The sequence below is a fragment of the Kitasatospora phosalacinea genome, from assembly GCF_000717185.1.
Taxonomy (GTDB): Bacteria; Actinomycetota; Actinomycetes; order Streptomycetales; family Streptomycetaceae; genus Kitasatospora; species Kitasatospora phosalacinea_A.
The window spans coordinates 76,242-88,106 of the sequence record NZ_JNYE01000062.1 but is presented as its reverse complement, the minus strand read 5'-3'; the positions used below and the strand labels follow the sequence as shown (position 1 = coordinate 88,106).

Genomic DNA, 11,865 nt, shown 5'->3' with positions numbered 1-11,865 from the left:
AGCCCGAACCCGCACCAGCCACTTCGCAGCACTTCGCCCCACCGACCAACCAGTCGACGAGGCGAAGTGATCAGAACCCGAATTCACCAACAGCGTCCGTCCGTACGGTCCGGGCCCCTCCGGCGTCGTTCGTGGTTCCGGTTCCGGTGCCGCTGTCGCTCCGGTCCGTCGCCGTGCGTTCCGGTCCGTCACAGCACGTCGCGGCGGCGCTCCTCGACCACCACCTCGTCCACGCCGCGCCCGCCCAGGTAGCGGCGGCGGCCCAGCACCCGCGCGTACACCGCCACGCCGATCAGGCCCGCCGCCATCAGGACGACGCCGACCACCGTGAGGTTGACGCCCGCCAGGTGCCAGTGCACGCCGAACGCCAGGATCGCCCCGACCGCCAGCAGGATGATGCAGCCACCGATCCCCATGATCGCCTCCGTCGCAGTGTCGCTCCGCCCCGGGACCGGGGCCGCCCGGCGTCTACCCCCGACCGGCCGGAGGATTCCCGCCCAGCGCCCGGGCGTTGACGCCGCGTCGGCTGCCGACCGCCGCTCGCCGCTCGCGGCCCGCCGTCTGCCGTCTGCCGTCCGGAGGGGTGCTCAGGCGCCGTCGGGGTGCCAGGCGGCGAGCAGCACGGTGGCGTCGTCCCGCAGCCGGTCGCCCTGGTGCGCGGTGATCCGCCGGACGAGTCGGCGCAGCGCCTCGGGGGCGGGCAGGCCGTCGGCCATCGCCCGGGAGACCACCTCGACCAGCTGCTCCTCGCCGAACGGGACGCCCGCCGCGTCCCGGCCCTCGGTCACGCCGTCCGAGTGCACCAGCAGCTGGTCGCCGGGCTCCAGGCGGGCGGTGTGGACGGCCGGTGCGGTGCGCGGCAGGCCGAGGGGCAGGCCCAGCGGCGGGTGTACGGGGCGCTCCAGGGCCCGGGCCAGGATGCGGCCGCGGCGGATCAGCAGGGGCGTCGGGTGGCCGCAGTTGATCCAGGCCAGGGCGCCGGTGGTGAGGTCGAGGTCGGCGATCACGCAGGTCAGCAGGCGTTCCGGGATCCACCGGGTGAGCGCGGCGTCGATGGCCCCGGCGATGTCGGTGAGGGTGCCGCCCGCCCGGCGGGTGGAGCGGCAGGCGGCCAGGGCGACGGCGCTGCAACCCCCGGAGGCCAGGTCGTGGCCCATCGCGTCGACCACGGTCAGGTGCAGGTGCCGGTCGGCCAGGTTGTGGTCGAAGGCGTCGCCGCCGACGTCGTAGGCGGGCTCCAGGACGGCGCTGGAGGTGACCTGGCGGCTGCCGATCGTGCGGGGCGGCAGGATCGCCCGGACCAGCTCGGCCTGCAGGGTCATCGCCCGGCGCCGGCCGGTGCGCACCAGCAGGTCGCTGAACGGCGTCTTGGTGGCGATTAGCAGCGCGGTCGCGGAGGCCAGCGCCCGGCAGGAGTCGAGCCGGTCCTCGTCGAGGGCGGGCGCGGAGACCTGCAGCACCCCCAGGCGCCCGATGCCGTCCACGATCGGCACCCAGCCCACCGCGTCCCCCGCGCCCCCCGCGCCGGACCCGCCGCCGGTGCTGGCGCGCTCGGTGCGGTAGGCCCGGCCGGCCAGCGAGTTGTCGACGTCGAGCACCGCGGGGCCCGCGGGCCCGGCCAGCTGCGCCTCCTCGGGCGGGACGGGCAGCGCGGTCAGGCACTTCTCCTGCACGTCGGCCAGGTAGATCCAGGCGCCGGTGAGGCCGAGCCGCCGGGCCGCGTCCTGCACCAGCCGCGGGAGGTCCCGGGGCCCGGCCCGGTGCGAGTCCTCCAGCAGGCCGAGCACCGCGGCCCCGGCCCGCTCCTCGTCGTGGCGGTGCATCGTCGCTCACCTCCGCTGTCGTCCGCCCCCCGTCTGTCCCACCCTCCCGGACCGGGCACGCCACCGCCCCCGGAGCGGTCCCGCCGCCGCCGGGAACCCTCGCCGGTGCAGCCTCCGCCAAGGCGCGGGACGGTGCGCCTCCCGCCCCCCGGGCGGCCGGTGCGGGTGGGGCCCGAACGAATTGACGGGCCGTCAAGTTCCTTGCCGATTATCGGTTTTCCCGCACACCGGGATCCCGGAATCCGACCCTCCGGCGCCGTTCCGCACGTAAGCTGGAACGGCGCGGCGACCGGGCCGGGCGCAGGCGGGGGAGGTGGGGATGACCGGACGCGCAACGACGCGGGGCGGTCGGCTCGCCGTCCTGCTGGCCGCCGCCCTCGCCGCGGTGCTCGCCGTCCTCACGGCCGGGCCCCCGGCGCAGGCACAGCCCCGGGCGGCCCGTCCGGCCTCCGCCTCGGTCGCCGAGGAGCACGTGGAGTGCGCCCACCAGCACGAGGCGCAGGCCCCGGCGGGCCGCGGTGCCGGGCGGCCCCGGGCGAACGGGGGCCCGCCCGTGCGCGGCGCGGCCCGCCCCGGGAGCGAGGACGCCGGGGCGCCGGGCGTGCGACCGGCCGCGCCGGTGACGGCCGTCGGCGGGTCGAGACCGGCCGCGCTGGCGCGCATCCAGGTCTTCCGCTGCTGAGCGGGCCCGTGAGCTGACGACGGCGACGGGCCGGGGCCGGTCCGTCCGGACGTCGCCCCCGCCCGCCCTGACGACACGTCGGTTCGCTCCGTTGCCCTGACAGCAGCCCCCGTCCGGCCGCGGCCGCACGGGCGGAAGGAGACACCCATGCGCTCGCCCACGCACCACCACGTCCGCGCCCTCCCGCACCGGGAGGTCCGGCCGCTGTGAACGCCAACGCCAACGCCACCAACGCCAACGCCACCAGCGCCACCCCCGCCCGCCCCGCCGCGCGCCGGGCGCTCGCCCACTGGCGCCAGGACCTGCCCGCCTCGCTGGTGGTCTTCCTGGTCGCCGTCCCGCTGTGCGTCGGCGTCGCCGTCGCCTCCGGGGTGCCCGCCGAACGCGGGCTGGTCACCGGCATCGTCGGCGGCCTCGTGGTCGGCCTGCTGCCCGGCAGCAGCCTCCAGGTCAGCGGCCCGGCGGCGGGCCTGACCGTCCTCGTGTTCGACGCCGTCCAGCGCTTCGGCCTCGGCTCGCTCGGCGTGCTGGTGCTCGCCGCCGGGCTGCTCCAGATCGCCATGGGCCTGCTGCGCACCGGCCGCTGGTTCCGGGCGATCTCGCTGTCCGTCGTGCACGGCATGCTGGCCGGCATCGGCCTGATCCTGATCCTCGGCCAGCTGTACGCCGTCTCCGGGCAGGTCGCGCCGGGCAGCGGTGGCGGGAAGATCACCCACCTGCCCGGGCTGGCCGCCGACTGGTTCACCGGCCGGGCCGCGACCACCGCGCTGCTGATGGGCGCCGCGACCGTCGTCCTGCTGACGGTGTGGAAGAAGCTGCCCGCACCGGTGCGCGCCGTGCCCGCCCCGCTGGCCGCCGTCGCGCTCGCCGCCGCGGCCACCGCCGCGTTCGGCCTCGACGTGCCCCGGGTCGAGGTGGACGGCCTGCTGGACTCCGTCGCCCTGCCCACCGGCGACGGCTTCGCCGCCGTCACCGGGGCCGCCGGGCTCGGCACCGTCCTCGCCTTTGCCCTGATCGCGTCCGCGGAGAGCCTGTTCAGCGCCGCCGCCGTCGACCGGATGCACCACGGGCCGCGCACCGACTACGACCGCGAACTCACCGCCCAGGGCATCGGCAACACCCTGTGCGGCCTGCTCGGCGCCCTCCCGATGACCGCCGTCATCGTCCGCAGCGCCGCCAACGTCCAGGCGGGCGCCCGCAGCAAGGCCTCCCGCGTCCTGCACGGCCTGTGGCTGCTGCTGTTCGCCGCCCTGCTGCCCGCCGCGCTCGGGCTCATCCCGCTCGCGGTGCTCGGCGGCGTCCTGGTCCACGCCGGGGCCAAGCTGATCCCGGTGCAGGCGCTCGTCGCCCTGTGGCGCGGCCACCGCGGCGAACTCGTCGTCCTCGTCGTCACCACCGCCGCGATCGTCCTCACCACCCTCTTCGAGGGCGTCCTGATCGGCGTCGGCCTCGCCGTCGCCAAGAGCGCGTGGCAGACTTCCCACCTCCACATCGACCTCACCGACACCGGCCCCGGCGGCCCGCTGCGGATCCGGCTCAGCGGCAACGCGACCTTCCTGCGGCTGCCCCGCCTCCTCGACACCCTCGAATCCCTCCCCGGCGGCCGCGCCGTCGAACTCGACTGGACCGACCTGCGCCACCTCGACCACGCCTGCCGCACCGCCCTGCTCACCTGGGCCGGCCGGCACACCGCCCACAGCGACACCGCCATCACCTGGGAACCCCCGCTCACCGCCGCCGCAGCAGCCGCTGCCACCGGCAGAACCTGAACCGCCGGTTCCCGGCCCCGCGGGGCCGGGAACCGGCCGAATCCCGCCCTTCCCAGCCCGCGCCCGCGGTCCGACCATGACGGTGGACCCCGGGCGCGGCCGGTACCGGCGGGGGAGGAGGTGCCGCCCATGCGGGAACGAACCGCCCCGAGCAGCCCCGCGCCCGCTCCCACCGCCCCGCTGTCCGCCGCGCAGCACGCCCTCTGGGCCGCCTCCGCCGGACAGCCCGACAGCCCCGCCCACCACCTGACGGCCGACGTCCGACTGCCCCCGGAGGCCGACGAACCCGCCGTCCGGGCCGCGCTGGCCGCCCTCGCCGCCCGGCACGGGGCGCTGCGCACCGCCGTCCCGTTGCGCGACGGCACGCCCGTGCAGCAGGTGCACCCCCGACTGCCGATCCAGCTACGGGTCGTGGAACTGGGCATGATCCCGGAACGCGACCGCCCCGGACTGGTCGAACGGCTCGCCGACCACACCGCGCGCCACCCCTTCGACCTCGCTACCGGCCCGCTCTGGCGCGCGCTCCTGCTTCGCACCCCGACCCGCAGCCACGTCCACCTGGCCGCCCACCAGCTGGTCCTCGACGACCGCTCCGCCGCCGTCCTGCGCGCCGAACTCCTGGAGACCGTCACCGCCGCCCTGACCGGACGGCCCGCCCGGCTCCCGGAACTCCCGCGCCGGTGCGCGGACTCCGCCGAGCCGGAGCACACCGCGCAGGAGCACACCGCGCAGGAGGCGCCACGGCCGGGCCCGGCCGCGGTCGACCTCCGGGGCGCCCGGCGGGAGTTCGCGCTCCCGGGGCTCGCCGTCGACGTCCGCCGCACCGCCCGGCGGGCCCGGACCACCCCGGACCTGGTGCTGCTCGCCGGGTTCGCCGCACTGCTGCACCGCTGGGGCGGCGGGACGGACCTGCTGATCGGCGTACCGGCGGACGGGCGGCCGCCCGAACTGCGCGGCCTGGTCGGCTGCTTCACCACCACCCGCCCGCTGCGGGTGCGGATACCCGCGGACGGGTCCGTCCTGCACCTGCTGGAAGAGGTGCGGTCGGCCGCGGCCGCGCCCCCAGCCGACGCCCCGCCCGTCCGGCTGGCGTTCGCACCGGCCCCGCCCACCGGCCCGGGCCTGCCGCACCGGCGCCAGCCGGGCCCGCAGCACCGGGACGCCGCCACCCGGTTCGACCTCGCCCTGACCCTGGCGGAACGCGGCAACGGCTACCACGGCCACCTCGCGTACCGCACCGCCCACCTCGCCCCGCCCACGGTCGACCGGATGGTGCAGCACTGGCAGCTCCTGCTCCCCGCCCTGCTCGCCGACCCCGCCCGCCCGCTCCGCGACCTGCCGGCCCCGCCCTGACCGCAGCGGCCGCGTCGGGGCCGGGTGCGGACGCGGCGGCCCGGGCGGGTGGCCTCCGGCCCGTCCGCTCAGGCGCCCAGTTCCCGGGAACGCCCGGCCCAGCGGACCACGAACGGCGGTCCGGGGCGGCGTCCTCCCGGCGGCCGTCGGGGACAGGGTGCTGCTCCGGCTCACGCGGTGCTCCTGGACGTCGGGTCACGGGCCGGGCGGGCGCCCCGGCGGGGTCCCGGCCGGAGGCGCCTCCGCCGCTCCGGGCGCCGGGGCTCCGCGATCATCCCAGGGGAGGGGCCCACCGCTGCGGAATCCGGTGATCCGTTCGTCCCCTTCGGGGGGCCCTGCCGGTGGGGCGGGGCGGGGCGCGGGGCAGAATCTGCTGCGACAGGATGTGGTCGGGGGTCGGTGAAGGGGCCGTGGAGTGCCGTACGTCGTCGTCAGCGCGCTCAGCCATGACGGGGTGGTCAGGGACCACAACGAGGACAGCCTCGTCCTGGGCCCGTGGACGTTGAGCGCGCTGTCCACCGACAGCCCGCAGTCGCTGGTCTTCCCGCTCGGCGGGGCCCCGGTGGTGGTCGCCGTCGCGGACGGGCTCGGCGGCCACCCCGCCGGGGACGTCGCCTCCGCGCTGACCGTCCGCCACCTGGCCGCCGTCGGGCCGCAGCTGCACACCGAGCAGGACGTCACCGAGGAGCTGCGGGCCTGCCACGCCGCGCTGCACGAGGCCGCCGACGCCGACCCCGCGCTGGCGGGCATGGCCACCACGGTGGCCGGGGCGGTCTTCGGGGCCGAGCAGGTCCTGGTCTTCAACGTCGGCGACAGCCAGGTCTTCGAGATCACCCCCGACCGCGGCGACGGCCTCGGCCTGCGCCAGGTCAGCACCGACGACAGCCCGCCCCCCGCACCCGGCCGCCGCACCAGCCACCTGGTCACCCGCACCCTCGGTGGCCCCACCGCCCCCGAGGACCTCGACCCCCACCTCGTCCGGCTGCCCGTCGCACCGGGCGCCCGCTACCTGCTGTGCACCGACGGCCTCACCGACCCGGTCGCCCCGGACGAGCTCGCCGCCCTGCTCACCGAGGCGGAGGCCGAGGCCGACGGCGACGCGCAGGGCGACGACCAGCGGGCCCTGGTCGACCTGTGGCGCGCCGCGATCCGGGCCGGTGCCCCGGACAACGTCACCCTCGCGCTGGTCCGGATCGAGGACTGACCCTGCGCCACCTCACCGTGCGCCGCTCCGACCAGGGCCGCTGCGCTCGCAGCTCGGCACCTGGGGGAGGCGGAGGGGGAGGGGGAAGGGGGGAGGCGGTCAGGCCAGGCCGAGGGCGGGCAGGACGACGGCCTCCACGTACCGGGTCAGGTAGTCCGCGTCGGCGGGGCGTCCGGAGACCAGCGGCCGGATCCGCGTCACGCCGAAGATCATGCTCGGGACGAACTCCAGGGCCGGATGGCCGTCCGGCACCTCGCCCCGCTCCACCCCGCGCCGCAGCACGGCCTCCAGGGCCGCGACCTCGGGGGCGACCACGGTCTCCCGGACGGCGTCCCGGAGGTCGTTGTCGGTCATCACGGCGTAGCCGAGGGCCTGTAGCAGCGGGGTGTCCTGGTCGGACCACGCCCCGGCCGCGGCGGCGACCAGGCGCAGGTCGCCGGCCAGCGAACCGGTGTCGATGCCCGCGCAGCGCGGCTGCCGGTCGGCGCGCAGGGCGGCCGCGACGAACCGGGCCTTGGTCCGCCAGCGTCGGTAGAGGGTGGACTTGCCGCACCGGGTGCGGGCGGCGACGCCCTCCATGGTGACGGCCTCGTAGCCGTGGGTGCGGACCTCGTCGAGCACGGCCGCGAAGAACTCCCGCTCGCGCTCGGAACTGATCTTCGAGCGGGCCGGGGCGGTGGCCGGGGCCAGGTCAGGGGCGGTGGCCGGGCCCGGGGCGGGGGTGGGGTGGTGCGTCATGCCTTCCCCATGGTGTCGGTGCAGTGGCAGGCGTATGTACACTACCGAAACGTACCGATACGCGCCCGTATCGATACGTCAGCGTATCGGCACTCGCAGGCGCGGGTCGTGCACGGCCCGCCGGTAAGGGGGGAGGGTTGCAAGCCCGTACCGGAGCCCGTACCGGAGCCCGCGCCGCGGCTCGCGCCGCGGCTCGCGCCGTCGCCGGGTTCGGGGCCCGCACCGGGGACGGGGCCCGGCCCCCGCTGCTGCGGGAGCTCCTGCTCGTCCTGGGGCTGTTCTTCGTCTACAAGTTCGGCCGCCGGATGGCCATCGGCCACACCGACGCCGCCTTCCACAACGCCGACCGGGTCTGGAACCTGGAGCGCGCCGTCCACCTCCCGGGCGAGGGCGCCGTGCAGTCGCTGCTGCTGCACGACCACGCGGTGGTCCAGCTGGCCAACACCTACTACGCCACCGTCCACTTCCCCGCGACCGCGCTGTTCCTGGTCTGGCTCTACCTCCGCCGCCCCGCCCACTACCTGTGGGCGCGCCGGGTGCTGGCGGCCGTCACCTCGGTCGCGCTGGTGCTGCCGTTCACCTTCCCGCTGGCTCCGCCGCGGATGCTCGCCGCCACCGGACTGCAGGACACCGGACGGCTCTACGGGCCCTCGGTCTACGGCCCGCCGAACACCGACCACCTCTCCAACCAGTTCGCCGCGATGCCCTCGCTGCACTTCGGCTGGGCGCTGATGGTGGCCGTCGGCCTGATCGCCGCCACCCGCTCGCGCCTGCGCTGGCTGTGGCTGCTGCACCCGCTCGTCACCCTGACGGTCATAGTGGGCACGGCCAACCACTACTGGCTGGACTCGATCGTGGCCACCCTGATGTTCCTGGTCGCCTTCACCTTCATCCGCGCCCCGAACCGCCCCCCGACGGCCCGGCGGCCCGGCCCCGCCCCGGCCCGGGCACCCGACCCGGAGGTGGCCCTGGCACCATGAGCGCCATGAATCCCGTGAGCGCCGTGAGCGCCGTGAGCGCCGTGAGCGCCGAGAGTGCCGTGAGCGCCGTGAACGCCGTGAACGCGCCATGACGGCACCGGAGCCGGTGCCCACGACCCCCGTGCAGCGCGGCCTCGCCACCCTCGGCGAGGCCGCGTGCCGCTACCGGGAGGGCGCGATCCGCCCGGAGGACCTCCCGATGATCGCCGCCGAGGCGCTCGCCGCCGGGCCGGACACCCCGGCCCTGCGCGAACTCGCCGGGCTGCCGCGCAACGCGGCGAGCGACGACGTCCACGACGCCTTCGCGCAGGCGCTCGCCGAGTGCGGCCTCCCCCTGCCCGACCCGGCCACGGCCCGGCGCCACGCCCTGCGCAGGCTGGCGGTGCGCCTCGTCGACGGGCCGGTCGACCTCGCGGAGCTGACCCAGGAGGAGTGGTGGGAGACGGAGACCGGTACCGCGGCGGAACGGGCGTTCGTCGAGCTGATGCCGCAGTGTAGCTGCTGCCTCGACTACACCCTGCCGAGCGACCTGCGGACCTGGACGGCCGACCTGCGGGCCGCCGCCCGCGCCCTGACCACCGCCGTACCGGCCGCCCCCGGCTGCTGACCGCCGTACCGGCCGTCCCCGCTCGCTCCCTCTGAGGCAGGGCAAACCCGCTGGCGGAGCGGCGAACTGACTGATCGTCAGGAATTCCCCGGGTCGGCTGACAGCGCGGCACCCTCCGACCGCGCGCAGTGGCCCGACCCGCGGGCGGAGGACGGCGACCGGCCCCTGCTCAGCCGCAGCCTCGACGGCGAGGCCCCCGGCGAGGCCCCGTGGCTCGACGCGGCCGAACCGGTGCCGCTGGGCCACCTGCTGGCCGCCGCGGCCGCGGCTGACCGGCCGACCGTCCGCCCGCCGCCGCCACCGTCGCCGCGCGCCTGGCCGAGCTGGGCTGCCGGGTGTCCGGCCAGGCCCGGTCGGCGGACTTCGGGGCCGAGGACGGCGACCTGGTCCTGCTCAGCCGCCGCCTCGACGGCACGTCCCCGTGGCTCGACCGGGCCGAAGCCGTCACCGTCGCCCACGTCCTCGCCGCCGCCCGGACCACCGGGCGCTCCGCCCGTGCCGTCGCCGAACGCCTGCAACTCCTGGGCTACGACACCCCGGCCCTGGCCATCCTCCCGGACGCCCCCGCCGAGGACGACGGCCCCGGCGGCCGTGCCCCGTAGGAACGGACGAGCGGTGCCGCCGTGGCATCCACGGCGGCACCGCTCGGGCGGATCAGGCCGCGTGGCGGGGCCGGATCGGGGTACCGGCCCCGCCACGCAGCCGGGCCGCCGCGGTCAGGCCACCGCGGGCTGCGCCGCCCGCTCCGACGGCCGGCGCAGCAGGCTGCCCAGCGCGAGGCCGCCCGGACCGACGGCCGCGATCAGCAGGAACGCCCAGCAGAACATCGCGGCCGACTCGCCGCCGTTCTGGATCGGCCACAGCGCGTGCTCCTGGTGCACGCTGAAGTACGCGTACGCCATCGAGCCCGAGCACAGCAGCGCCGCGGGCCGGGTGGCGACCCCGACCAGCACCAGCACCCCGCCCACCAGCTGGATCAGCGCGGCCCACCAGCCGGGCCACTCGCCGACCGACGGCGCCTTCCCGTGGGCACCGCCCAGGACGTTGAACAGGGTCGCCGCGCCGTGGCAGGCGAACAGCAGCGACACGACTATCCGGGCCAGACCGAGCACGGTCGGTCTGGCCCGGTCGGCGAATCGCGAGAGGTCTTCGAGCATGACGGGCACTCCTGGTGTGGGGACGGGTTCTCGGCAGGTGCGGGAGCTGTCTGCGCCAGGGGGGTATATCGCCTGGTTGAGCGAACTCCGACAATTCTGACGCAGCATCAGGGGGCGGGCCAAGCTCTTGATCCTCTGAGAATCCTCTGAGAATCACCGCCGCCGTTTGAGGCCGCGAAGGCCCCCACGCCGTCCCCCACGCCGAGGCCCCCACCCCGAGGTCCCCACGCCACGTCCCGCGGGTCAGCCGAGCGTGCGGGTCAGCCGAGCGCGCGGGCCTCCGCCAGGACGCGCAGCAGGGCGGCGGGGTCGGTGCCGTCCGGGCCGGAGAGGCAGAGGCGGTCGGCCAGCGCGCCGTAGCGGCGGTGCAGTTCGCGGGCGGCCTCGGCGGGCGGGCCGGTGACGGCGAAGGCGGACAGGACGGTGTCGTCCAGGGCCTCGCCCATCTCCTGCCAGCGGCCGCGGGTGGAGAGCCGGTGCAGCTCCTCCTGGAGGTCGCCCCAGCCGTGGGTCTCCAGGACCGGGCGGTAGGCGGGCGTGGAGGCGTAGAAGGCGATCCGCTCCCGGACCAGGCGCAGGCTGGTGCGGTACTCCTCCTCGTCCCGCCCGGTGGCCACCAGCACGTTGGCGACCACCTCGAACGGGCGGGCCGTCCACGGCTCCCGGTCGGCCTCCGCCCGGGCCCGGGCCGCGCGGACGCCGGGCAGCACCTGCTCGGCGAGGTGCCGGGGCGTGCAGAACGGGTGGGCCAGGAACCCGTCGGCGACCGCTCCCGCCGCGGCCGTCATCAGCGGCCCGACCCCGGCCAGCAGCAGCGGCGGCGGCCCGTACGGCAGCGGGTCGGGCGCGAACACCGGCGTCATCAGGGTGTGCCGGTAGAACTCGCCGCGGAACGCCAGCCGTTCACCGCTCTGCCAGCTGTGCCAGATCGCCCGCACCGCCGCCACGTACTCCCGCATCCGCGCGGCCGGCCGGTCCCACGGCATGCCGAAGCGGCGCACCACGTGCGGCTTGACCTGGGTGCCCAGCCCGATCGCGGCCCGCCCGCCGGAACTCTCGTGCAACCCCCAGGCCTGGTACGCCAGCACCATCGGCGTCCGGGCGAACGCCACCGCCACGCCCGTGGCCAGCTCGATCCGGGAGGTCCGGTCGGCGGCCCGGGCCAGTTGCAGGAACGGGTCGTGCGAGGTCTCCGCCAGGCTGATCCGATCGGCCCCGGACTCCTCGGCCAGCCGGGCCAGTCCGGGCGAGACGGCGGGCAGGGCGGCAGCGGAGAGGTCGAGGCGCATCACGGTTCCTCCTCGGGGCGGCGGCGACCGCCCGATGCTACGCGCCCGCGGGGCCCGAAGCGGCCGCGCAGCCGCCCCCGGCCCGCCGTCGTCGGCCCGGCCACCGGCGCACTTGCCCGATCGGGCCCGTCCCCGGCCCGCGTGCCGTGCTCCCTTGCCGCGGTGCGTCGGGCGCGGGTGCCTAGCTGTCTTCGGGCCGCCCGGGCGGCTGTCGTGAGCCGGGCCGCCGGTGTGCTTGCCCGATCGGGCCCGGCTCCGGTCGA

The 11,865-nt window shown here is 76.9% G+C and carries 12 protein-coding genes and 1 pseudogene; 8 read left to right on the top strand and 5 right to left on the bottom strand.

Features of this window, described 5'->3' with window-relative positions:
- Nucleotides 1-188 precede the first annotated feature (188 nt).
- Nucleotides 189-416 carry a hypothetical protein gene (locus OO57_RS24510; RefSeq protein ID WP_033254773.1) on the bottom strand — a complete coding sequence of 76 codons (228 nt, stop codon included), beginning with the start codon at nt 414-416 and terminating at the stop codon, nt 189-191.
- Nucleotides 417-587: 171 nt separating this feature from the next.
- On the bottom strand, nt 588-1,823 hold the full coding sequence (locus OO57_RS24505) for a PP2C family protein-serine/threonine phosphatase (protein WP_051778191.1): 1,236 nt from the start codon (nt 1,821-1,823) through the stop codon (nt 588-590).
- Between the two features lie 319 nt (nt 1,824-2,142).
- On the opposite strand from OO57_RS24505, the gene OO57_RS24500 reads away from it, so the two are divergent.
- From OO57_RS24500 to OO57_RS24485, 4 genes are all read left to right on the top strand, one after another.
- Entirely contained in the window at nt 2,143-2,505 is a 363-nt protein-coding gene (locus OO57_RS24500; protein WP_033254772.1) for a hypothetical protein, read from the top strand.
- Between the two features lie 302 nt (nt 2,506-2,807).
- Complete coding sequence (locus OO57_RS24495) at nt 2,808-4,274, top strand: SulP family inorganic anion transporter (protein WP_051778195.1); 1,467 nt, start codon at nt 2,808-2,810, stop codon at nt 4,272-4,274.
- A gap of 129 nt (nt 4,275-4,403) precedes the next feature.
- On the top strand, nt 4,404-5,627 hold the full coding sequence (locus tag OO57_RS24490) for a condensation domain-containing protein (protein ID WP_033254771.1): 1,224 nt from the start codon (nt 4,404-4,406) through the stop codon (nt 5,625-5,627).
- Between the two features lie 415 nt (nt 5,628-6,042).
- Nucleotides 6,043-6,831, top strand: a complete 789-nt coding sequence (locus tag OO57_RS24485; protein ID WP_033254770.1) for a PP2C family protein-serine/threonine phosphatase — start codon at nt 6,043-6,045, stop codon at nt 6,829-6,831.
- A 99-nt stretch (nt 6,832-6,930) separates the two neighbouring features.
- Here OO57_RS24485 and OO57_RS24480 read toward each other — a convergent pair whose 3' ends face one another.
- Nucleotides 6,931-7,569, bottom strand: coding sequence for a TetR/AcrR family transcriptional regulator (locus tag OO57_RS24480; protein WP_081973922.1), 639 nt, complete (start codon nt 7,567-7,569; stop codon nt 6,931-6,933).
- Between the two features lie 245 nt (nt 7,570-7,814).
- Between OO57_RS24480 and OO57_RS24475 the strand changes: the two genes are divergently transcribed.
- From OO57_RS24475 to OO57_RS24465, 4 genes and pseudogenes are all read left to right on the top strand, one after another.
- Nucleotides 7,815-8,549, top strand: a complete 735-nt coding sequence (locus OO57_RS24475) for a phosphatase PAP2 family protein (protein ID WP_051778194.1) — start codon at nt 7,815-7,817, stop codon at nt 8,547-8,549.
- A 106-nt stretch (nt 8,550-8,655) separates the two neighbouring features.
- The gene (locus tag OO57_RS44870) at nt 8,656-9,156 is read left to right on the top strand and encodes a hypothetical protein (protein ID WP_051778190.1); all 501 of its coding nucleotides are present in this window, start codon (nt 8,656-8,658) and stop codon (nt 9,154-9,156) included.
- A gap of 66 nt (nt 9,157-9,222) precedes the next feature.
- Nucleotides 9,223-9,423: pseudogene (locus OO57_RS47420) on the top strand (hypothetical protein); the annotation flags it as partial.
- A 68-nt stretch (nt 9,424-9,491) separates the two neighbouring features.
- Nucleotides 9,492-9,758 carry a hypothetical protein gene (locus tag OO57_RS24465; RefSeq protein ID WP_033254769.1) on the top strand — a complete coding sequence of 89 codons (267 nt, stop codon included), beginning with the start codon at nt 9,492-9,494 and terminating at the stop codon, nt 9,756-9,758.
- Between the two features lie 114 nt (nt 9,759-9,872).
- Here the strand turns inward: OO57_RS24465 and OO57_RS24460 are convergent, their stop codons facing one another.
- Nucleotides 9,873-10,313, bottom strand: coding sequence for a DoxX family protein (locus tag OO57_RS24460; protein WP_033254768.1), 441 nt, complete (start codon nt 10,311-10,313; stop codon nt 9,873-9,875).
- A 260-nt stretch (nt 10,314-10,573) separates the two neighbouring features.
- Nucleotides 10,574-11,602, bottom strand: a complete 1,029-nt coding sequence (locus tag OO57_RS24455; RefSeq protein ID WP_033254767.1) for a TIGR03617 family F420-dependent LLM class oxidoreductase — start codon at nt 11,600-11,602, stop codon at nt 10,574-10,576.
- Between the last annotated feature and the right edge of the window lie 263 nt (nt 11,603-11,865).